The 20,561-nt window shown below is 71.7% G+C and carries 18 protein-coding genes; 12 read left to right on the top strand and 6 right to left on the bottom strand.

The window, feature by feature from the left end:
* The first annotated feature begins 19 nt into the window (after window positions 1-19).
* The gene (locus ACFC96_RS06920; protein WP_376610682.1) at window positions 20-1,030 is read left to right on the top strand and encodes a DUF6528 family protein; all 1,011 of its coding nucleotides are present in this window, start codon (window positions 20-22) and stop codon (window positions 1,028-1,030) included.
* A gap of 13 nt (window positions 1,031-1,043) precedes the next feature.
* Here ACFC96_RS06920 and ACFC96_RS06915 read toward each other — a convergent pair whose 3' ends face one another.
* Complete coding sequence (locus ACFC96_RS06915; protein ID WP_376262561.1) at window positions 1,044-1,670, bottom strand: MerR family transcriptional regulator; 627 nt, start codon at window positions 1,668-1,670, stop codon at window positions 1,044-1,046.
* A gap of 211 nt (window positions 1,671-1,881) precedes the next feature.
* Here ACFC96_RS06915 and ACFC96_RS06910 point away from each other — a divergent pair, with 211 nt between their 5' ends.
* The 4 genes from ACFC96_RS06910 to ACFC96_RS06895 all read left to right on the top strand — a co-directional run bounded on the left by ACFC96_RS06910 (window position 1,882) and on the right by ACFC96_RS06895 (window position 5,596).
* The gene (locus ACFC96_RS06910) at window positions 1,882-3,435 is read left to right on the top strand and encodes a flavin-containing monooxygenase (RefSeq protein WP_376262157.1); all 1,554 of its coding nucleotides are present in this window, start codon (window positions 1,882-1,884) and stop codon (window positions 3,433-3,435) included.
* Window positions 3,432-4,376 (top strand): alpha/beta fold hydrolase, encoded by a 945-nt coding sequence (locus tag ACFC96_RS06905; protein WP_376610680.1) that lies wholly within the window; start codon window positions 3,432-3,434, stop codon window positions 4,374-4,376. The genes ACFC96_RS06910 and ACFC96_RS06905 overlap by 4 nt, the downstream gene beginning before the upstream one ends.
* Window positions 4,373-5,248: an SDR family oxidoreductase gene (locus ACFC96_RS06900; RefSeq protein ID WP_376610678.1), complete on the top strand. Its 876-nt coding sequence runs from the start codon at window positions 4,373-4,375 to the stop codon at window positions 5,246-5,248. The genes ACFC96_RS06905 and ACFC96_RS06900 overlap by 4 nt, the downstream gene beginning before the upstream one ends.
* 135 nt (window positions 5,249-5,383) lie before the next feature.
* Complete coding sequence (locus ACFC96_RS06895; protein WP_376262166.1) at window positions 5,384-5,596, top strand: hypothetical protein; 213 nt, start codon at window positions 5,384-5,386, stop codon at window positions 5,594-5,596.
* Window positions 5,597-5,879: 283 nt separating this feature from the next.
* Here the strand turns inward: ACFC96_RS06895 and ACFC96_RS06890 are convergent, their stop codons facing one another.
* Window positions 5,880-9,206 carry a S41 family peptidase gene (locus tag ACFC96_RS06890; protein WP_376610676.1) on the bottom strand — a complete coding sequence of 1,109 codons (3,327 nt, stop codon included), beginning with the start codon at window positions 9,204-9,206 and terminating at the stop codon, window positions 5,880-5,882.
* 176 nt (window positions 9,207-9,382) lie between these two features.
* Between ACFC96_RS06890 and ACFC96_RS06885 the strand changes: the two genes are divergently transcribed.
* Window positions 9,383-9,973 (top strand): TetR/AcrR family transcriptional regulator, encoded by a 591-nt coding sequence (locus ACFC96_RS06885; RefSeq protein WP_227295224.1) that lies wholly within the window; start codon window positions 9,383-9,385, stop codon window positions 9,971-9,973.
* Window positions 9,974-10,078: 105 nt separating this feature from the next.
* A complete protein-coding gene (locus tag ACFC96_RS06880) occupies window positions 10,079-12,286 on the top strand; it encodes an MMPL family transporter (protein ID WP_376610674.1) in 2,208 nt (735 codons plus the stop codon).
* Between the two features lie 36 nt (window positions 12,287-12,322).
* Here the strand turns inward: ACFC96_RS06880 and ACFC96_RS06875 are convergent, their stop codons facing one another.
* Window positions 12,323-12,652 (bottom strand): SsgA family sporulation/cell division regulator, encoded by a 330-nt coding sequence (locus tag ACFC96_RS06875; protein WP_376610672.1) that lies wholly within the window; start codon window positions 12,650-12,652, stop codon window positions 12,323-12,325.
* A gap of 204 nt (window positions 12,653-12,856) precedes the next feature.
* Between ACFC96_RS06875 and ACFC96_RS06870 the strand changes: the two genes are divergently transcribed.
* The 5 genes from ACFC96_RS06870 to ACFC96_RS06850 are packed head-to-tail and all read left to right on the top strand — an operon-like array spanning window position 12,857 to window position 17,459.
* On the top strand, window positions 12,857-13,909 hold the full coding sequence (locus ACFC96_RS06870; RefSeq protein WP_376262176.1) for an energy-coupling factor ABC transporter permease: 1,053 nt from the start codon (window positions 12,857-12,859) through the stop codon (window positions 13,907-13,909).
* A gap of 1 nt (window position 13,910) precedes the next feature.
* Window positions 13,911-14,672: a cobalt ECF transporter T component CbiQ gene (gene cbiQ, locus ACFC96_RS06865; RefSeq protein WP_376610670.1), complete on the top strand. Its 762-nt coding sequence runs from the start codon at window positions 13,911-13,913 to the stop codon at window positions 14,670-14,672.
* Window positions 14,660-15,436: an energy-coupling factor ABC transporter ATP-binding protein gene (locus ACFC96_RS06860; protein WP_376610668.1), complete on the top strand. Its 777-nt coding sequence runs from the start codon at window positions 14,660-14,662 to the stop codon at window positions 15,434-15,436. The genes cbiQ and ACFC96_RS06860 overlap by 13 nt, the downstream gene beginning before the upstream one ends.
* Before the next feature lie 52 nt (window positions 15,437-15,488).
* The gene (locus ACFC96_RS06855) at window positions 15,489-16,646 is read left to right on the top strand and encodes a serine hydrolase domain-containing protein (protein ID WP_376262184.1); all 1,158 of its coding nucleotides are present in this window, start codon (window positions 15,489-15,491) and stop codon (window positions 16,644-16,646) included.
* 39 nt (window positions 16,647-16,685) lie between these two features.
* Window positions 16,686-17,459: an SDR family NAD(P)-dependent oxidoreductase gene (locus ACFC96_RS06850; RefSeq protein ID WP_376262187.1), complete on the top strand. Its 774-nt coding sequence runs from the start codon at window positions 16,686-16,688 to the stop codon at window positions 17,457-17,459.
* Between the two features lie 8 nt (window positions 17,460-17,467).
* Here the strand turns inward: ACFC96_RS06850 and ACFC96_RS06845 are convergent, their stop codons facing one another.
* The 3 genes from ACFC96_RS06845 to ACFC96_RS06835 are packed head-to-tail and all read right to left on the bottom strand — an operon-like array spanning window position 17,468 to window position 20,554.
* Window positions 17,468-18,322, bottom strand: coding sequence for an EamA family transporter (locus ACFC96_RS06845; protein WP_376610666.1), 855 nt, complete (start codon window positions 18,320-18,322; stop codon window positions 17,468-17,470).
* The gene (locus tag ACFC96_RS06840; protein WP_376262193.1) at window positions 18,319-18,834 is read right to left on the bottom strand and encodes a YbaK/EbsC family protein; all 516 of its coding nucleotides are present in this window, start codon (window positions 18,832-18,834) and stop codon (window positions 18,319-18,321) included. The genes ACFC96_RS06845 and ACFC96_RS06840 overlap by 4 nt, the downstream gene beginning before the upstream one ends.
* A 55-nt stretch (window positions 18,835-18,889) precedes the next feature.
* On the bottom strand, window positions 18,890-20,554 hold the full coding sequence (locus ACFC96_RS06835; RefSeq protein WP_376262196.1) for a penicillin-binding transpeptidase domain-containing protein: 1,665 nt from the start codon (window positions 20,552-20,554) through the stop codon (window positions 18,890-18,892).
* Window positions 20,555-20,561 lie beyond the last annotated feature (7 nt).

The raw sequence follows: 20,561 nt of genomic DNA, 5'->3' as shown, positions 1-20,561 counted from the left end.
AACCGTGCAGGGGGACTTCATGTCCGTGCTTCCTTCCAGGCGTCGTGTGCTGCTCGGGGCTGCGGGGGCCGGGGTCGCGGCCGTGGCGGCGCCGGGAGCAGCTCGTGCGGTGACCTCCGGGGCGCCCGCGGTCATGGTCACCGAGCAGGCGAGCAGACGGATCCTCGTGCTCGATCCGGGGCGGACCGTGTGGGATCCGGTGGTCGATCCGTCCTGTGTGCGCTGGCAGTTCTCGCCCGTCGGGGACCCGCGCTATCGGGATCTCGTGCCGGACGAGAGCTGGGTGTACCCGGCCGAGGCGAAGGTCCGGGTGCATCGTGGGCGGACGTATCTGCTGACCACGGCGTCCTTCGGGTTCGCGGCCGTCGTCTCGTATCCCTCGGGGCGGCGGTACTGGGGTGCGACGCTCGGGCCCGGCGACGATCTCCTCAACCCGCACAGCATCGAGATCCTGCCGGACGGGAACGTGGCCGTCGCGTGCAGTACGGGGGCGCTCGTGAGGCTCTACGCCGCGTCGCTCGGCCCGCACGCGCGGCGGTTCGCCGAGGTGACGCTGAAGGGTGCGCACGGGCTGCACTGGGACGCCCGGCGTGACGTGCTGTGGGCACAGGGCGATGACGAGTTGGTCGCGTACCGGGTGGGCGGCAGCCGGGTGCGGCCCGCGCTGACGCGGCTGTCGTCGGTGGGCCTGCCGGTCGCCAGGCCGGGGAAGTCGCCCGGCGGGCACGACCTGTTCCCGGTGGCGGGGCGCCCGGGGCGGCTGTGGGTGACCACGAGCGCCTCCGTGTTCCAGTACGACATCGCGGGCGGGGTCTTCGTGCAGGACTTCGCCGGTGCGGCCGAGATCGTGCGGCCCGGGGTGAAGGCGGTGGGGGACGATCCGCGGACCGGGCGGGTGCTCAGCACGGTGCCCGAGAACGGCCTGGGTGAGACGTGGTGGACGACGAAGGTCGCCGTGCACCGGCCGCCGGGCTCGTACACCCTCGTCGACGGTGGTGTCTACAAGGCGCGTTGGTGGTTGCCGAGGTAGGCGGAGGGGCCGCTCACTCTCCGGGTTTCCTGGCCAGGGCGCGGTCCAGGGCCAGGGACAGTTCCGCCTCGACCACGCTCTTGGCGAGCGGGCGCAGGCGCTGGAGGTCGTGTTCCGTGGCGTGCGAGAGGACCAGGTCGGTGAAGAGTTCGGCCAGGTCCTCCGCGTGGGCGCGGACGCGTTTGGCGGCGGCGAGGACGTCGGCGAGCGGGACGCCCTCGCGGACCAGGGCGGCCGAGACGTCGAGCAGGCGCCGGCTGACGTGGACGATCTCCTCGCCGTCCACGCCGACGTAGCCGAGGTCCATCGCGGCTGCGAGGTTGTCCGGGGTGACCTGGCCCGCGAAGTAGTCGGCCAGTTCCTCGGGGGTGAGGCGGACGGGGGTCTCCTCGGACGGTTCGCCGAGGCCGAGGAGTTCGCCGACGTCGCGGCCGCGGTCGAAGGCCTCGGAGAGTTCGGCGATGCCGTTGAGGGTGTGGCCGCGTTCCAGGAGGGCGGCGATGGTGCGCAGGCGCGCCAGGTGGCTCTCGTCGTACCAGGCGATGCGGCCCTCGCGGCGCGGAGGCGGGATGAGCTTGCGTTCGCGGTAGAAGCGCAGGGTGCGCACGGTGATGCCGGCTTCCCGCGCGAGCTCCTCCATGCGGAACTCCCGGGTGCCGGTGCCTTTCGCCGTCTCTTTCGCCGCTTCTTCCACGGATGCTTCCGCCGCTTCCTTCGCCACGTGAGAACCCTATGTTGTACCGCCGGTAACTTTCGTGGTCCCGACCCCTACCCATCAGTACGCGGCTGCTCTACTCTCCCCATTGTGCCAGTGTTCACTGGCATGGTCGTGCGGCTAGGGAGGCGCCGGGATGACTGAGCACGAGCATGAGCACGTACGGGTGGCGGTGATCGGGTCCGGGTTCGGTGGTCTGGGGGCCGCGGTCCGGCTGCGGCGCGAAGGCGTCACCGACTTCGTGGTCCTGGAGCGGGCGGGTGCCGTGGGCGGCACCTGGCGCGACAACAGCTACCCGGGATGCGCGTGCGACGTGCCCTCCCACCTGTACTCCTTCTCCTTCGCGCCCAACGCCGACTGGCCGCGCACCTTCTCCGGCCAGGAGCACATCCGGAAGTACCTGGAGCGCGTCGCCGACACCTTCCGGCTGCGCCCCCACATCCGCTTCGACCACGAGGTGAAGCGGGCGCGCTGGGACACCGAGAAGCTGTGGTGGGAGGTCGAGACGTCGCAGGGGACGCTCACCGCCGACGTCGTCGTCTCGGCGACCGGCCCGCTGTCCGACCCGAAGATGCCGGACATCAAGGGCCTCGACGCCTTCCCGGGCAAGGTCTTCCACTCCGCGCGCTGGGATCACGACTACGACCTGCGCGGCAAGCGCGTCGCCGTGATCGGCACCGGCGCCTCCGCCATCCAGATCGTGCCGGCCATCCAGCGCGACGTGGCGCAGCTGACCCTCTTCCAGCGCACCCCGCCGTGGGTCATGCCCCGCGCCGACCGCGCCATCACCGGCGCCGAGCGCTGGCTGCACCGCCGGCTGCCGTTCACCACGCAGGCCCGCCGCGGCCTGCTGTGGGGCATCCGCGAACTCCAGGTGCAGGCGTTCACGAAGCGGCCCAATGAGCTGGGCCTCGTCGAACAGCTCGCCAAGCGCAACCTCCACCGGTCCGTCAAGGACCCGGCCCTGCGCGCCAAGCTCACGCCGGACTACCGCATCGGCTGCAAGCGCATCCTGCTGTCCAACACCTACTACCCGGCGCTCGCGCAGCCGAATGTCGACGTCGTGGCCTCCGGGCTCAGCGAGATCCGCGGCTCCACGCTGGTCGCCGCCGACGGCAGCGAGGTCGAGGTCGACGCGATCGTCTTCAGTACCGGCTTCCACGTCACGGACATGCCGATCGCCGACCGGGTCGTGGGCGCCGACGGGCACACGCTCATGGAGTCCTGGAAGGACGGCATGAAGGCGCTGCGCGGCGCGACGGCGGCCGGGTTCCCGAACTTCATGACCGTCATCGGACCGAACACCGGCCTCGGCAACTCCTCGATGATCCTGATGATCGAGTCCCAGCTGAACTATCTGGCCGACTACGTACGCCAGTTGGACGTGCTCGGCGGTCGTGTCGCCCTCGACCCGCGCCCCTCCGCGGTGAACGCGTGGAACCGCCGCGTACAGGACCGGATGGAGCGCACAGTGTGGAGCTCCGGCGGCTGCAGCAGCTGGTACCTCGACGAGAGCGGCGTGAACACCACGCTGTGGCCGGGCACGACGACCGAGTTCCGGACCGCCACGCGCCGGGTCGACCTCGGCGAGTACGAGGTGGTCAGGGCGCCGGCGGCGAAACCGGCCGCGGTACCCGCGGGACGTACGAAGAAGGGCCGGGACGACAAGGTGGAGGCGGGAGCGGCATGAGCCGGTTGATGCATGTGGTGAGCGGTCCCTACGCGCCGCCCGCGGCCGCGCGTGAGCTGACGGCGGTCTCCGCCGACGGTGCCCGGCTGCACGTCGAGGTGCACGGCCCCGAAGGGGCGCCCGCCGTGGTGCTCGCCCACGGGTGGACGTGCTCGACCGCGTTCTGGGCCGCGCAGATACGTTCTCTTGCCGCTGACCACCGGGTCGTCGCGTACGACCAGCGCGGCCACGGTCGCAGCCCCGCGGCGCAGGCCCCGTACTCGACCCAGATGCTCGCCGACGACCTGGAGGCCGTGCTCGGCGCGACGCTCGCGCCGGGTGAGAAGGCCGTGCTCGCCGGGCACTCCATGGGCGGCATGACGATGATGGCCGCCTCGCGCCGGCCGAAGTTCCGTGAGCACGCGGCCGCGGTCCTGCTGTGCAGCACCGGCAGTTCGCAGCTGGTGGCCGAGTCGACCGTGCTGCCGCTGCGGCCCGGGCGGCTGCGGACCCGGATCACGACGGCCGTGCTCGGCGCGCGGGCCCCGCTCGGGCCGGTCACGCCGCTCGGCAAGAAGGTCCTGCGCTACGCGACCATGGGCGCGGGGTCGTCGCCGGACAAGGTCGAGGCCTGCGCGCGGATCGTGCACGCCTGCCCGACCAAGGTGCGCCACCACTGGTCGCACGTCCTCGCCGAGCTCGAACTCGACGAGGGCGTGGCCGAGTTGCGGGTGCCCACGGCGGTCATCGCCGGTACGGCCGACCGGCTCACGCCCGTCGTGCACGCGCGGCGCCTGGCTGCGACGCTGCCGGAGTGCGTGGGGCTCACCGAACTCACCGGGCTCGGGCACATGACGCCCGTCGAAGCGCCCGACCTGGTCACCGAGCGCATCCGCGAACTGGCCGGGTACGTCACGAACGGCGAGACGAACGACGAGTTGAAGGGAGCGGCATCCGCATGAGCAGGGTCAGTCTCGAGGGACAGGTGGCGGTCGTCACGGGTGCCGCGCGCGGCGTGGGGGAGCTGCTCGCCCGCAAGCTGGCGGCGCGCGGCGCAAAGATCGCGCTGGTCGGTCTGGAGCCGGACGAGCTGAAGGCGGTGTCGCAACGCCTCGACACCGACAGCGACTTCTGGTACGCCGACGTCACCGACCATGTGGCGATGGCGCAGGTCGCCGAGGAGGTCAAGCAGCGCTTCGGGAAGGTCGACATCGTCGTCGCGAACGCGGGTGTCGCCAACGGCGGCCCGTTCCTCGACTCCGACCCGGTCGCCTGGCGCCGTGTCATCGAGGTCAACCTGATCGGATCTGCGGTCACGGCGCGGGCGTTCCTGCCGGTGCTCATGGAGAGCCGCGGGTATCTGCTCCAGATCGCGTCGCTCGCCGCGATCACGCCGGCCCCCATGATGACCGCGTACTGCGCGTCGAAGTCGGGCGTCGAGGCGTACGCGCACAGCTTGCGCGCCGAGGTCGGCTACAAGGGCGTGCGGGTCGGCGTCGGGTACCTGTCGTGGACCGACACCGACATGGTGCGCGGCGCCGACCAGGACGAGGTGATGCGCGAGCTGCGGCAGCGGCTGCCGTGGCCGTCGAACAAGACGTATCCGCTGGGCCCGGCCGTCGACCGGATCGTCGCGGGCATCGAGCGGCGCTCCAGCCATGTGTACGCGCAGTGGTGGCTGCGGGGCATGCAGGGCATCCGCGGCTATCTGCCCGGGATCATCGGGGCGGTCGGGCAGCGCGAGATGCGGCGGTTCGAGCCGCGCCTGGGCAGTGTCTCGACGGGGCTGGTCGGGGCGGGCGGCGCCGCCGACGAGTCGGTGAGGGGTGGTTGACGGTCCCTCAACTACTCTGACCTGCGGTTTTGAGAGGTGAGTACGGTCCGTTACTGATCGAAATGCGCGCTCTGTCCGGGCATGTAACTCTGGTCGAGGCCCGACCCCCTCACCCAAAAACGGGAGTGAAATCGCATGGGCATGAAGGACCAGTTCCAGGACAAGGCTGAGCAGCTCGCCGACCAGGCCAAGAAGCGGTCCGGTCAAGGCCGGGACCACCGGGACGAGGCGAGCCAGCGCGCTTCGCGGACTCAGGACACCCTGCGTGAGCGTGGCTCGCAGTCCGAGGACTCCGAGCGGCGGCGGCAGGAAGCGCAGGACAGGCTCGAGCACGAGTACGACGCCTGACGCTTCGCTTCGCTGAGCCAGTAGTACGAGGGCCACCCGGGACGCCGGGTGGCCCTCGTACGTGTGCGGGTCCAGTTGGTCGGCGGGCTTGTGCGGGTCGGTGCGGCGGGCTTGTGCGCGTCGGTGCGGCGGCCTTGTGCGGGTCGGCGTGGCGGGAGTCAGGGGCGGGTCGGTGCGGCGGCGCGGGGCTGCGCGGTCGGTGTCGCGGGGCGCCCGGGGCGGCCCTGTCGGTGCGGCGGCCTTGGGCTTGTGCGGGCCCGTGGTGCGGGAGCTCGGTGGCGGGTCAGCGGGGCGGGAGTTCGGGGCGGGCGTGGTTCGGGGTGTGCGTGTAGTCCGGGGGGGTCTTGGCCGGGGAGGCCACCAGGAGGTCCAGGGCCAGATAGACCGCGTCGTCGAGCTGGGCGTGGCGGCCCTCCGCCCAGTCCAGGGGGGTGCGCAGGGCCTCGATGTCCGGTTCCACGCCCTTGTTCTCGATCGACCAGCCGTACTCGGGGAACCAGGCCGCGTTCATCGGGACGGTGATGACCGTGCCGTCGCCGAGTGTGTGGCGGCCCGTCATGCCGACGACGCCGCCCCAGGTGCGCTGGCCCACGACCGGGCCGAGCCCGAGGAGCTTGAACGCCGCGGTGATCATGTCGCCGTCGGACGAGGTCGCCTCGTCGGCGAGGGCGACGACCGGACCGCGCGGGGCGTTCGACGCGTACGAGACGGGCTGGGCGTTGCGCGTCAGGTCCCAGCCGAGGATCTTGCGGGTGAGCTTCTCGATGACCAGCTCGCTGATGTGGCCGCCCGCGTTGCCGCGTACGTCGACGATCAGGGCGGGCCGGGAGACCTCCATGCGCACGTCACGGTTGAACTGTGCCCAGCCGGAGCCACCCATGTCGGGGATGTGCAGATAGCCGCACTTGCCGCCGCTCAGTTCCCGTACGACCGCGCGGCGCTTGGCGACCCAGTCCTGGTAGCGCAGCGGACGTTCGTCGATGAGGGGGACGACCGCGACGCGGCGGGGGTGGCCCTCGCCCTCCGCGGGCCGGAACGTCAGCTCGACCGTCGTGCCGCCCGAGCCCGCGAGCAGCGGGAAGGGGCCGGCCACCGGGTCGACCGGGCGCCCGTCGACATGCGTGAGGACGGCGCCCTCACGGATGCCGCTGCCGGCGAGCGGGGAGCGGGCCTTGGAGTCCGACGAGTCGCCGGGCAGGATGCGGACGAGCTGCCAGCCCTCGTCGCGGTGCACGAAGTTGGCGCCGAGGAGGCCCTGGGCGCGCTGGTAGTGGGGCGGGCCCTCGTTGCGGCGGGCGGCGGAGACGTAGGCGTGCGAGGTGCAGAGTTCGCCGAGCACCTCGCGCAGCAGGTCGGCGAACTCGTCGGGGGACGCGACCCGTTCGACGAGCGGCCGGTACTGGGCGAGGATCGCGTCCCAGTCGATGTGGCACATCTTCGGGTCCCAGTAGTAGGCGCGGATGATGCGTCCGGCCTCCTCGTACGCGCCGCGCCATTCGGCGGCCGGGTCCACCTCGTGCAGGATGCGGCGCAGGTCGATCCAGACCGTGGAATCGCTGTCGCCGGTCTCCGTGGAGGGGACGGCCCGCAGCTCGCCCTCGTCGACGACGACGAGGCGGGTGCCGTCGCCGCTGACCGCGAACCAGTCGAGGTGGGTGACCAGTTCGGTCTTCTTGCCCTTGCTGAGGTTGAAGTGCTCCAGGGTGGGGCGGCCCGAGGTGTCGGCCGGGTTCACGAACGTCTCGCCGAGCGCGCCGGAGATCGGCCAGCGCAGCCAGACGAGGCCGCCGCCCGAGACGGGGTGGAGCGCCGAGTACTTGGACGCCGAGACGGGGAAAGGCACGACTCGGTCCGGCAGGCCCTCGATCTCCACGGTCGGCGCCCCGTCGGCCACCGAGTCCTCGGTCGGGTCGAGCCCGCCCGCGGCCGTGCGCCCGTGCGGCGACAGGGCGAACGGGGAGGGCGTCGCGGACGACAGCGGCACGAGGTACGGGCGGCAGCCGAGGGGGAAGGACAGGTCGCCGGTGTGCACGTCGTACACCGGGTCGAAGCCGCGCCAGGAGAGGAAGGCGAGATAGCGGCCGTCGCGCGTGAAGACCGGATTCTCGTCCTCGAAGCGGCCGTTGGTGACGTCGATGATCGTCCGGTCCTTGATCCGGGCCATCTTGATCTGCCGCAGGGAGCGCCCGATGCCCGGGTGGGACCAGGTGAGCCAGGCGCCGTCCGGCGAGAAGGCCAGGTCGCGCACGGGGCCGTTGATCGACCGGATCAGCTCGGTGACCTCGCCGCCGGTGTGTTCCGCTTCCCCTTTTTCCGCGCCTTCTTCTTCCTCTCCGTTCCCTCCGTCACCCCCTCCCTCCTCTTCTTCCCCTTCTTCCTCGACTGTGTCGATGAGGAGGAGGCGGCCGTCGTCCGACGCGATGGCGAGGCGCTCGCCGTCCGGGTCGCTGACCATTTCGAGGACCCGTCCGAGCTCCCCGGACGCGAGGCGGCGCGGCTCGCGCTCACCGCTCGCCCGCGGCAGGTAGGAGATCTCGATCGTGTCCTCGCCCTCCGCGTCGGTGACGTAGGCGACCTGCCCGCCGGAGCCGAGCATCTCGGGCAGTCTGACCCGCACGCCCGGGGTGTCGGAGATGGTCCGGGCGGGGCCGTCGCGGTGGGTGAGCCAGTACAGGCTGCCGCGTACGACGACGGCGCTGGCCCGGCCCGTCTCGTCGACGGAGAGTCCGTCGACGTGGTGGGCGGCCGGCACCTGGTAGGGGCGGCGCCCGACGCGCGGGCCGCCGAGGCGCACGTCCAGCTTGCGCGGCACGGAGCCGGCGGAGAGGTCGTCGATGATCCAGAGGTCGCCGGCGCACTGGTAGACGATCCGGGTTCCGTCGCTGGAGGCGTTGCGGGCGTAGAACGCGTCGTGGTCGGAGTGGCGGCGCAGGTCGGAGCCGTCGGGCAGGCAGGAGTACACATTGCCGATGCCCTGGTGGTCGGAGAGGAACGCGATGCGTCCCGCCACGAACATCGGTGCCTCCAGATGCCCGTCCAGGTCGGCGACGAGCTGCTCGCCGTGCAGCCACAGGCGGCCCTGGGCGCCGCCCCGGTACCGCTTCCAGGCGGCCGGCTCGTGCGGGGCGGTGCCGGTCAGGAGCAGGGTCCTGCGCTCGCCGTCGAACTCGGCGACCGCGATGTCGGAGACCGGGCCCCAGGGCAGCCTGCCGCCGGGGGAGCCGTCGGTGGGGACGTCGTAGGCCCAGGTGAAGTACGAGAAGGGCTGGCCGTGCGAGGCCACGGCGAGGATGTCGGTCCGCCCGTCCTTGTCGGGCGGTGTCCAGCCGCGGACCTGGGTGTCCGTGCTGCCCCAGTAGGTGAGCCGCCGGGTGGGGCCGCCGTCCACCGGCGCGAGATGGATCTCGGGGTCCAGGCTGCGCCAGGTCGTGTACGCGATGTGGCGGCCGTCGGGCGAGAACCGTGGGCTGCTCACCTTGGTCCGGTCGACCGTGACCCGCCAGGCCCGGCCCGGCCGGTCGAGCGGGGCGACCCAGAGGTCGTCCTCCGTCTCGAAGCAGAGCCGGTCCTCGTGCAGATGGGGAAACCGCAGGTACGCGTTGTCGCTCACCCACCCATGCTTTTCCGCTCCACGGGCCCCGGCAACTTGTGGGTTGCCCCGTTCTCGCTCGCGGCTTGTGGCGCAGGACACGTACGAAACGGTTTCGTTTCGTTAAGCGCGGTCGTACAGTACTTGTGTACGAAACGGTTTCGTACACACCGTCCGGACCGGAACAGGGGTGCCCCATGGCTGAAGCCGCGACGACGCGCCGCAGCCGGATCACGCCCGAGCGCGAGGCCGAGCTGTACGGCGCCGTGCTCGAACTGCTCCGCGAGGTCGGTTACGACGCCCTGACCATGGACGCCGTGGCCGCCCGCACCCGGTCGAGCAAGGCCACGCTCTACCGCCAGTGGGGCAGCAAGGCCGAGCTGGTCGTGAAAGCGCTGCGGCACCAGAAGCCGTCGCGGCTGAGCGAGATCGACACCGGGTCGCTGCGGGGCGACTTCCACGAACTGGTCCTGCGTGAGGACGACTGCGAGATGGCCCAGGGATCCGCGCTGATGCGGGGCCTGGCCATGGCGGTCCACGAGAACCCGGATCTGCTGCGCGCCTTCCGCGAGCTGCTGATCGAGCCCGAGATGGAGGAGCTCCGGCATGTGCTGGGGCGCGCCGTCGACCGGGGCGAGATCCGTGCGGACAACCCGGCACTCGACTACGTCCTCCATATGATCGTCGGCGCCTTCACGGCGCGGACCCTCATCGACGAACAGCCGCCCACCCAGGCGTTCGTCACCTCGTACATCGACGCCGTGGTCCTCCCCGCTCTCGGCGCCTGACCCCTCTCCACCCACGACCCGTCCCACCCGAGCACCTGACGCGACCGCTCACGTCGTCGGGCTGATCACCCCTGCCCCCATACGACTGACCGGGAGTACGCCCTCGTGGCCACGTTCCTCTACAAACTCGGCAAGCTCGCCTTCCGCAGACGACACTTCGTCGCCCTGATCTGGGTGGCGCTGCTCACCCTCGCGGGGGTGGGCGCCGCCTCCGCGCCCACGGCGGCCTCCAGTTCCTTCTCCATCCCGGGCACGGAGGCCCAGAAGGCCTTCGACCTGCTCGACCAGCGCTTCCCGGGCTCCAGTGCCGACGGTGCCACCGCACGCGTCGTCTTCCAGGCGCCCGACGGCGAGAAGATCACGTCCGCGGCCAACAAGGCCGAGGTCACCAAGACCGTCTCGGAGCTCAAGGGCGGTTCGAAGGAGGTCGCCGCGGCGGCCGACCCGTTCGTCGCGAAGACCGTCAGCAAGGACGGCACGATCGCGTACTCCTCGGTCTCCTACAAGGTCTCCTCGATGGAGCTGACGGACGCCGACCGGGACGCGCTCCAGAAGACCGTCGACGAGGCGCGCGACTCCGGGCTGACCGTCGAGGTCGGCGGTGACGCGCTCCAGGCCATGCCGGAGACCGGGGCCACCGAGGTCATCGGTGTGGCGATCGCCGCCGTCGTCCTCGTGATCACCTTCGGCTCGCTCGTCGCGGCCGGGCTTCCGCTGCTCACCGCCCTGATCGGCGTCGGCATCGGCGTCTCGTCGATCACCGCGCTTGCCAACGCGCTCGACCTGGGCACCACCACCTCGACGCTGGCCATGATGATCGGCCTCGCGGTCGGCATCGACTACGCGCTGTTCATCGTCTCCCGCTTCCGCGCCGAGCTGGCCGAGGGCCGCGACCGCGAGGAGGCGGCCGGACGGGCCGTCGGCACGGCCGGGTCCGCCGTGGTCTTCGCCGGTCTGACCGTCGTCATCGCGCTCGTCGGGCTCGCCGTCGTCAACATCCCGATGCTGACGAAGATGGGCATCGCGGCCGCCGGCACGGTCGCCATCGCCGTCCTCATCGCGCTCACCCTCATCCCGGCGCTGCTCGGCTACGCCGGCAAGCGGGTCCACGGCCGCAAGGCCCGTAAGGTCCTGGCCGCGCAGAAGAAGCCCGAGCCGAAGACGAACATGGGCACGCGCTGGGCACGCTTCGTGCTGCGCCGGCCGGTGGCCGTGCTGCTCACCGCGGTGGTCGGGCTCGGCGTGATGGCCGTGCCGGTGTCCTCGCTGGAGCTGGGTCTGCCCGACGACGGGGTCCAGCCGACGGACACCACGCAGCGCAAGGCGTACGACCTGCTCTCCGAGGGCTTCGGGCCCGGTTTCAACGGGCCGCTGGTGGCGGTCGTCGACGTGAAGCACTCGCAGGACCCGAAGGACGCGGTCGCCCGCGTCTCCAAGGACATCGCGGCGACCGACGGCGTCAAGACGGTCACCCCGCCCGCGTTCAACCAGGCCGGTGACACGGCGACGATCACCGTCGTGCCGTCGTCCAAGCCCAGCTCCACGCAGACCGAGGACGTCGTCCACACGATCCGCGACAAGGGCGCGGACATCAAGGCGGACACCCGCGCCGAGGTGCTCGTCACCGGTACCACCGCCATGAACATCGACGTGTCGCAGAAGCTGAACGACGCGCTCGTGCCGTACCTGGCGCTCGTCGTCGGCCTGGCCTTCCTGCTCCTGATGGTGGTCTTCCGGTCGGTCCTGGTCCCGCTGAAGGCGGCGCTCGGCTTCCTGCTCTCGGTGGTCGCCGCGCTCGGCGCCGTCGTCGCGGTCTACCAGTGGGGCTGGCTCGGCTCGCTGTTCGGCGTGGAGCAGACCGGGCCGATCATGTCGATGATGCCGATCTTCATGGTGGGTGTGGTCTTCGGCCTCGCGATGGACTACGAGGTCTTCCTCGTGACCCGCATGCGGGAGGCGTACGTCCACGGCGAGCGGCCCGCGCAGGCCATCGTCACCGGCTTCCGGCACGGGGCCCGGGTGGTCACGGCCGCGGCCGTCATCATGATCGCCGTCTTCGCGGGCTTCATCGGCTCCAGTGAGCAGATGGTCAAGATGATCGGTTTCGGCCTCGCGATCGCGGTCTTCTTCGACGCGTTCCTGGTGCGTATGACGATCGTGCCGGCCGTGCTCGCGCTGCTCGGCAAGCGGGCGTGGTGGCTGCCGAAGTGGCTGGACCGGATCCTGCCGAACGTGGACGTGGAGGGCGAGGGCCTGAAGACGGCCTCCGGCGACGACACCGCGCAGGACGACCGGGAGCTGGCCCGCGTGTGACCGGGGCCTGTCCCTGACCGGGAGTTCGAAGGGTTCTCAGTGAGCCACCGGGGTGGCGGTCGTGTACGTACGGCGAAGGAAGCGCACCAGCGCCTTCTTCTCGAACTGCACGACCGCCACCCCTTTCGGCGAGTGGAACTCCATGACGGCCTGGACGCGGCCGCAGGGCCAGATGTGGATGTCGCCCACGGTGGTCGGGGCGCGCAGTCCCTGTTCCAGGAGCTCGCGGGGGAAGTCCCAGTCACCCTTCTCGGGGACGGTGAGGTGGACGAGTCCGTCGTAGCTCAGGACCGCGGGGACGGCCGGTGCCTCGTCGGGGGAGTCCGTGACGAGACGCGCACGTGCGTACTGCTCGACGTCAGACATCGGGGACTCCTCGCCGTCTAGTCGTGCGTTCTGTCATCTAATGTCCCATATAAGTCATATGTGCGGCTATGTACCGGGGAGTTACTTCGGGATTTAATTGTGTCTGCGGCGCTCTTGCAAGCGGTTCGCAACAAGGCACTATCATCGGACGGTCACCCAGCCCGTCGCGAACCTCTCGCGTGCCCCGAAGCGGAGCCCTCACACATGCATGTCCCCGACGGATTCATCAACGCCCCCGTCTCGGCGGCCGCTGGTGTCGTCGCCGCGGGCGCCGTGGCCGTCAGCCTCCGGGGCGCGCGGCGCGAACTCGACGAGCGCACGGCCCCCCTGGCGGGTCTCGTCGCCGCGTTCATCTTCGCCGTGCAGATGCTGAACTTCCCCGTCGCGGCAGGCACCAGCGGCCACCTCCTCGGCGGCGCGCTGGCCGCGATCCTCGTCGGCCCCTGTACCGGTGTCCTGTGCGTGTCCGTGGTGCTCCTGATGCAGGGCGTGCTCTTCGCCGACGGCGGTCTGACCGCGCTCGGCGTGAACATCACCGACATGGCGATCACCACGACCGTCGTCGCCTACCTCGTCTTCCGCGGCCTGGTGAAGGTGCTGCCGCGCAAGCGCCGCTCCGTCACCGTCGCCTCCTTCGTCGCGGCGCTCCTGTCCGTACCGGCCGCGGCCGTCGTCTTCACCCTGATCTACGCGATCGGCGGCACGACCGACGTCTCGATCGGCAAGGTCGCCACCGCCATGGTCGGCGTGCACGTCCTCATCGGCATCGGCGAGGCCGTCATCACCGCGCTGACCGTCGGCGCCGTCGTCGCCGTCCGCCCTGACCTCGTGTACGGCGCCCGCGGCCTGCACCGGCCGCTCAAGCTCCGCGTGGCCGGCGCACTCGTCGACGCCCCGGACACCGCGCCCGCACCCGTCGCCGCCCGCGGCTCCCACCGCAAGGTCTGGATCACCGGCCTCGTCACCTCCCTCGTCCTCGCCGGCTTCGTCTCCTTCTACGCCTCCGCCGACCCGGACGGCCTGGAGAAGGTCGCCCACGACAAGGGCATCGACAAGAAGACCGAGAAGCACGCCTCCGACGGCTCCCCGCTCGCCGGATACGGCGTCAAGGACGTCGGCGACGCGCGGCTCTCCGGCGGCCTGGCCGGCGTGATCGGCGTCGGCGTCACCGTCGTCGCGGGCAGCGGCGTCTTCTGGGTGCTGCGCAGGCGCCGCACCACGGACACCTCCCCGACCCAGATCACGGAGACCGTCTGACATGGGTGCGGGGCACGCGCACAAGCTCTACCGGCACGGGCACTCGCCCGTGCACGGCCTGCCGCCGCACACCAAACTCGCCGCCGTCTTCTGCTTCGTGATCGTGGTCGTCTCCACGCCCCGCGAGGCGATGTGGGCGTTCGCCCTGTACGCGGTCCTGCTCGCGGCCGTCGCCTACCGGGCCGGGGTCCCGGCCGGCTTCCTCCTCGAGCGGCTCCTCATCGAGGTCCCCTTCGTCGCCTTCGCCGTCCTCATGCCGTTCGTGGCGCAGGGCGAGCGCGTCGACGTGCTCGGGATGTCCCTCAGTGTCAACGGACTGTGGGGCGCCTGGAACGTCCTCGCCAAGGGCACCCTCGGCGTCGCCGCGTCCGTCCTGCTCGCCTCCACGACCGAACTGCGCGAGCTGCTGCTCGGCCTGCAACGGCTCAAGCTGCCGCCGCTGCTCGTCCAGATCGCGTCGTTCATGATCCGCTACGGCGATGTGATCACCGACGAGATGCGGCGTATGAAGATCGCGCGGGAGTCGCGCGGCTTCGAGGCGAGCGGCGTGCGGCACTGGGGCGTCCTCGCCAAGTCCGCGGGCGCCCTCTTCATCCGCTCCTACGAGCGCGGCGAGCGCGTGCATCTGGCCATGGTCAGCCGCGGGTACGCCGGATCGATGCCCGTCATCGACGACGTGAGCGCGTCCCGCGCGCAGTGGTCGTACGCGCTCACCCTCCCCTGTGCCGCCCTTGTCGTCTGTCTGCTGGGATGGATGCTGTGACTGTTCCCCCCGCCCCGCTCTCCCCTGCCTCGCTCGAGGTCAGTGGTCTCGCCTACGCCTACCCCGACGGGCACCAGGCCCTCTTCGGCGTCGACCTGACCATCGGCCGCGGTGAACGCGTCGCCCTGCTCGGGCCCAACGGCGCGGGCAAGACGACCCTCGTGCTGCATCTCAACGGCATCCTCACGGGCGGCGCCGGCACCGTGACCGTCGCCGGTCTGCCCGTCGGCAAGCGGCACATGGCCGAGATCCGGCGCAAGGTCGGCATCGTCTTCCAGGACCCCGACGACCAGCTCTTCATGCCGACCGTCCGCGAGGACGTGGCCTTCGGGCCCGCCGCGGCCGGGGTGAAGGGGCCCGAACTCGAGGCCCGCGTGCACAAGGCCCTGGCCCGGGTCGGCATGGCCGACTTCGCCGACCGGCCGCCGCACCATCTCTCCTTCGGGCAGCGCCGCCGCGTCGCGGTCGCCACCGTCCTCGTCATGGAGCCCGAGATCCTCGTCCTGGACGAGCCGTCGTCGAACCTCGACCCGGCCTCGCGCCGCGAGCTCGCCGACATCCTGCGGTCGTTGGACGTCACGGTCCTGATGGTCACGCACGACCTGCCGTACGCGCTCGAACTCTGCCCGCGCTCGGTGATCCTCAGCGAGGGCGTGATCGCGGCCGACGGGACGACCGGCGACCTCCTCGCCGACGAGGACCTCATGCGCGCACACCGTCTGGAGCTCCCCTTCGGCTTCGATCCGAAGTCCGTGAAGGTCTGAGCGGCCGAGGAATCCTCAGCGATCCATGGCTGTTACACCCGAGGTGAGTGACATGAACGGCACAGTGGCCACCGGGTTCGAAGCGGTCAGGGAAGCTTTCGCCCACAACTTCGAGGCACTCGGCGAGCGCGGCGCGGGCGTGGTCGTCCACCGCGACGGGCACAAGGTCGTCGACCTGTGGGCCGGCACCCGCGACGTGAGCGGCGGCGCCCCCTGGGAGCGCGACACCGCCCAGATCATGCGCTCCGCCACCAAGGGCGTGGCCGCCGCGGCGCTGCTCCTCCTGCACCAGCGAGGAGAGCTCGACCTGGACGCGCCGGTCGGCGCCTACTGGCCCGAGTTCAAGGAGCACGGCAAGGAGCACGTCAGCGTCCGCGACGTCCTCGCGCACCGCGCGGGCGTCCCCGCGCTCGACCGCCCGCTGACCCCGGCCGAGGCCGCCGACCCCGACACCGGCGCCGCGGCCGTCGCCGCCCAGGCCCCCGCCTGGGAACCCGGCACCGACCACGGCTATCACGCGCAGACCTACAGCTGGCTCACCGGCGAACTCGTGCGCCGCGTGACCGGCCGCACCATCGGCGCCTGGATCGCCGAACACATAGCCGCCCCCGCCGGCGCCGACCTGTGGGTCGGGCTGCCCGACGCCGAGGCGCACCGGGCCGGTCTCGTGGGCCCCGTCGAACCGCCGGCCGCGCCCGGCGGCCTGCGCACCCGCCCCAAGCGGAACGTCGCCGACGCGTACGCCGACCCCGACTCCCTGACCCGCCGCGCCTTCGGCGCCATCCACCCCACGCCCGACGAGAACGACCCGGCCTACCGCGCGGCAGAGCTGCCCGCCTCGAACGGCGTCGCCACGGCGGAGGGGCTCTCCCGCTTCTACGCGTCCCTGATCGGCGACGTCGACGGCGGCGCCCGCCTGTTCACGCCCGCCACCATGGAGGCGGCCCGCACCGAGGCGTCCTCGGGCGCCGACCGGGTCCTCGTCGTCCCGACCCGCTTCGGACTCGGCTACATGCTCCACGGCGTCGCCTCCCCCCTCCTCGGCCCCGGCTCCTTCGGCCACCCCGGGCGGGGCGGCGCGCTCGGCTTCGCGGACCCCGAGTCCAAGATCGCCTTCGGATACGTCACGAACGGTCAGCTGAAGAACGTCACCGCCGACCCGCGCGCTCAGGCGCTGGTGCGGGCCGTGCGCTCCTCTCTCGCCCGATAGCCCCGTGTCGCCCGGGCACGCGCCGGGTAGCGTCGGCGCATGAGGCGCTTCGAGGGGTACGGGGTCATGGTCACGGGCGCGGCACGCGGCATAGGCGCCGCCACCGCGCGCAGGTTCGCAGCCGAAGGAGCGCGCGTAGCCGTCACCGACGTGGATCCGCGGGAAGCGGAGAAGGCGGTCGCCGGGATCCGCGAACAGGGCGGCGCGGCAAGGGCGTTCACCTGCGACGTCGGGTCGCGCGAGTCGGTGGAGGCGGCGGTCGCGGCCACCGTGGTGGAGTTCGGCCGCCTCGACGTGCTCGTCAACAACGCCTACGCGTGCGCCCCGGACGCCGCCCTCTTCGAGGACGAGCCCGACGAGGTGTGGGCCCGCGACCTCGACATCACGCTCACCGGCGCGTACCGCTGCTGCCGCGCGGCGCTCCCGCACCTGGTGGCGTCGGGCCGCGGCGCGATCGTGAGCGTCGGATCCGTCAACGGCCTTCAGGACTACGGCAATCACGCGTACAGCGCCGCGAAGGCGGGGCTCGGCTCGCTGACCCGCACCCTCGCCGGGCACGCGGGCCCGCGCGGCGTCCGCGTCAACCTCGTCGCGCCGGGCACGGTGCGCACCCCCGCCTGGTCGGGCCGGGATGCCGCCCTGGACGCCGTCACCGGCCTCTATCCGCTCGGGCGGGTCGGCGAGCCGGAGGACATCGCGGCGGCCGTGACGTTCCTCGCCTCGCCGGACGCGGCGTGGATCACCGGGGTCACACTCCCGGTCGACGGCGGCCTGACCTCGGCGAACCGGGGATTCCGCGCCCAGCTCCAGTAGCGCCCCGGTCAGCCGGCGGTGTGCAGCATCAGCCCGATCCCCGCCACCATCAGCCCCGCCGCCACCAGCCGCGGCGTACCGAACCGCTCCTTGAAGAACACCGTCCCGATCGCCGCGCCCACGATGATCGACGATTCGCGCAGCGCCGAGATCGGGGCGAGGTCCGCCCGCGTCTGCGCCCACAGGACGAGCCCGTACGCGGACACGGACAGCGCCGCTCCGAGCAGGCCGACCGCGGCGAACGGCCGCAGGCGGGCGGCCAGTTCGCCGCGCCACGTCCAGGCCGCGTACACCGGGACGCCGAGGCAGCCGAGCATCATCAGCCAGGCGATGTAGCCGAGCGAGTTCCCGGAGGCCCGCACGCCGAGGCCGTCCACCACGGTGTACGCGGCGATGGACACGCCCGTCGCGACCGCCGCCCCCACCGCCGCCCAGTCGGGCCTGCGCCCCGAGCCCCGTATGCCCCACAGGGCGAGCCCGGTCAGGCCCGCGCACGAGACGGCGACGCCCGCCGCCTGCCAGCCGTCGGGGATCTCGCCCGCGAACACCGCCGCGAGCACCGTCACCACGAGCGGCGCCGTGCCGCGCGCGATCGGGTACGCCTGGCCGAAGTCGCCGAGCTTGAACGACCGCATGAGCAGGGCGTAGTAGGCGACGTGGAGGAGCGCGGAGAGGATCAGGAAAGGCCAGGCCGCGGCGTGCGGGAACGGCACGAAGGGCGCGCACACGAGCCCGATCAGCGCGCCGCCGCCCGAGATCAGGGTGAAGCCGACCAGCTTGTCCGTGATGTGGTGGGCGATCGCGTTCCAGCTGGCGTGCGTGACGGCCGCGAGGAGCACGGCCGCCGCGACCACAGGGGTCACTGAGCGCTCTCGCGCACGTCGACGAGGGCCGCTCCGGCGTGTGCGATCAGTGACTTGGGATCCATGGGGAACACGGCGTACGGGGTGCCGGCGGCGGCCCACACGGTGTCGTGGTCGAGGAGCGAACGGTCGGCGAGGACCCGCGTCCTGGTGACGTGTCCGAAGGGCGGGATGCCGCCGATCGCGTACCCGGTCGCCGCGCGCACGACGTCGGCCTTGGCGCGGGTGACCTTCTCGGCGCCCAGCTCGCGCCGGACCAGCTCCACGTCCACCCGCGACGCACCGTCCATCAGGACGAGCACCGGAACGCCGTCCGCCGCGAAGATCAGCGACTTGCAGATCTGGCTGAGTTCGCAGCCGATCGCGGCCGCGGCCTCCTGCGCGGTCCTGGTCGCCTCCGGGAAGCGGCGGACGAGCGGGAGTACGTCGGGCAGGCCCAGCTCGGTGAGGGCTGCGGCGAAACGGGGGTGCGCGGCGGTGGCGGCGGATGCCGCGGTTTCCGGGGTGCTCATGGCGGCACCGTAGCGCTCGGTGTACCCGCCACGCGAACAGGTATCGGCCCCGCCGTCAGTCCCCGGCGAGCAGCATCTGCCGCACCACGGGACCCGCCGAGTCACCGCCGTGGCCGCCCTGCTGGACGACCGCCGCCGAGGCCAGGTCGCCGCGCCAGGCCGTGAACCAGCCGTTCGGCTTCTTCTGCCCGTCGACCTCCGCCGAGCCGGTCTTCGCGCCCATGTCGGTGCCGAGCCCCGACATCGGCTCGACCGCCGTACCGGCGACCGCCGTGTAGTGCAGCAGCTCGCGCAGGTCGCTCACGGTCGACGAGGACAGCTTGCGGGAGGCCGTGGCGAGCGTGCGGTGGTCGACGTCGGGCGAGACGAGGTAGGGCTGCTTGAACTCGCCCGTCTCGGCGGTGGCGACGACCGACGCCATGTTGAGCGGATTCATCCGCACCCCGCCCTGCCCGATCAGCGACGCCGCCATCTGCGCCTGCGACTGCACCGGGACCGCGCCGTCGAAGCTGGGCACGCCGATCGACCAGTTGTCGCGGCCGAGCCCGAAGACCTCCTGGGCCTGCTGCGTCAGATCGCCGTCGTGCAGCTTCTTGGCCTGGCTGATGAAGGCCGTGTTGCAGGAGCGCGCGAAGCTGGCGCGGAAGGTGCCGTCCTTGATCTCGAACTTGTCGTCGTTCTGGAACTTCCAGCCGCCGTACGTCACGTACTTGGGGCACGGGTGCTTCTTGTCGACGCCCGCGAGGTTCTTCTCCAGGAGCATGGACGACGTCACGATCTTCATCGTGGAGCCGGGCGCGAGGGAGCCCTGGAAGGCGGTGTTGAAGCCTTCCGGGCGGGAGTTGGCGACCGCGAGGATCTCCCCGGTCGACGGCTTGATGGCGACGACCGCGGCCTTCTCCCGCTTGGCGACCTCGCGTTCGGCGACGGCCTGCGACGTCGGGCTGATCGTCGTGCGCAGCGTGCCGGGCGTGCCCTTGGAAAGGGTGACGAGCGTCTTGTCGGGCGTGTGCTCGCTCTCCTTGCCGCTGTCCTTGTGGACGACGCGCAGTTCGATGCCCGCCGTGCCGCCGGCCTTCTTGCCGTACTTCTCGCGCAGCCCGTCGATGACGGTGCCGAGCGAGGGGTACTTGGCCGCGGTCAGCTCGTTCCCCAAGCGGTCCGTCGCCTTGATCGGGGGGTCACCGGCCGCGCCCGTGACGAGCCGGTCGCCGTCCTTGAGGTCCGGGTGCACGACGGACGCCTGCCACCCGACGAGCGGCTTGCCGTCCTTCACCCGCCGCACGACGGTCAGTTCGGAGCCGTAGGCGAACGGCTTCGACTTCCCCTCGTACGAGACGGTCGCCGACACCGCGAACGGCATCCTGGCCCCGGCACGCTTCCCGGGCGTCAGCTTCACCCCGGACACATGGGCGTCCTTGCGGTACGAGGTGAGGGCGGCCGTCGCCGCGGTGGCGTCGTCCGTGGCGGCCGCCGCCTTCGCGGTGTCGCCCGCGGCCCACGCGGTCAGGAACCGGTCGGCCGCGGTGCGGACCTCGGCCGGGGTGACGGGGCCCGTCTTGACGTGGGGCTTGTCGTCGGCGGTGGCCGATGAGTCCGAGTCGCCGGTGAAGAGGGCGTAGGCGCTGACCCCGGCGCCGAGCACCACGACGGCGACCACGCCGCCGATCACGGCCGCGTTCGCCTTCTTGCGCTCGGGTCGTCTGCCTCTGCTGCCCACCGGTCCT

Origin of the sequence: Streptomyces sp. NPDC055955 (genome assembly GCF_042270245.1) — a bacterium.
In the GTDB taxonomy this organism is placed as follows: domain Bacteria; phylum Actinomycetota; class Actinomycetes; order Streptomycetales; family Streptomycetaceae; genus Streptomyces.
The sequence above is the reverse complement of the archived record's forward strand: the minus strand, read 5'-3'. Positions and strand labels throughout refer to the sequence as shown.

Excerpts from the sequence above, each read along its gene's own strand:
- ACFC96_RS06885 (WP_227295224.1), top strand. The coding sequence starts at position 9,383 with ATGGCTGAAGCCGCGACGACGCGCCGCAGCCGGATCACGCCCGAGCGC.
- ACFC96_RS06860 (WP_376610668.1), top strand. The coding sequence starts at position 14,660 with ATGGATGCTGTGACTGTTCCCCCCGCCCCGCTCTCCCCTGCCTCGCTC.
- ACFC96_RS06850 (WP_376262187.1), top strand. The coding sequence starts at position 16,686 with ATGAGGCGCTTCGAGGGGTACGGGGTCATGGTCACGGGCGCGGCACGC.
- ACFC96_RS06840 (WP_376262193.1), bottom strand. The coding sequence starts at position 18,834 with ATGAGCACCCCGGAAACCGCGGCATCCGCCGCCACCGCCGCGCACCCC.
- ACFC96_RS06915 (WP_376262561.1), bottom strand. The coding sequence starts at position 1,670 with ATGGAGGAGCTCGCGCGGGAAGCCGGCATCACCGTGCGCACCCTGCGC.
- ACFC96_RS06855 (WP_376262184.1), top strand. The coding sequence starts at position 15,489 with ATGAACGGCACAGTGGCCACCGGGTTCGAAGCGGTCAGGGAAGCTTTC.
- ACFC96_RS06875 (WP_376610672.1), bottom strand. The coding sequence starts at position 12,652 with ATGTCTGACGTCGAGCAGTACGCACGTGCGCGTCTCGTCACGGACTCC.
- cbiQ (WP_376610670.1), top strand. The coding sequence starts at position 13,911 with ATGGGTGCGGGGCACGCGCACAAGCTCTACCGGCACGGGCACTCGCCC.
- ACFC96_RS06870 (WP_376262176.1), top strand. The coding sequence starts at position 12,857 with ATGCATGTCCCCGACGGATTCATCAACGCCCCCGTCTCGGCGGCCGCT.
- ACFC96_RS06910 (WP_376262157.1), top strand. The coding sequence starts at position 1,882 with ATGACTGAGCACGAGCATGAGCACGTACGGGTGGCGGTGATCGGGTCC.
- ACFC96_RS06905 (WP_376610680.1), top strand. The coding sequence starts at position 3,432 with ATGAGCCGGTTGATGCATGTGGTGAGCGGTCCCTACGCGCCGCCCGCG.
- ACFC96_RS06920 (WP_376610682.1), top strand. The coding sequence starts at position 20 with ATGTCCGTGCTTCCTTCCAGGCGTCGTGTGCTGCTCGGGGCTGCGGGG.
- ACFC96_RS06900 (WP_376610678.1), top strand. The coding sequence starts at position 4,373 with ATGAGCAGGGTCAGTCTCGAGGGACAGGTGGCGGTCGTCACGGGTGCC.
- ACFC96_RS06895 (WP_376262166.1), top strand. The coding sequence starts at position 5,384 with ATGGGCATGAAGGACCAGTTCCAGGACAAGGCTGAGCAGCTCGCCGAC.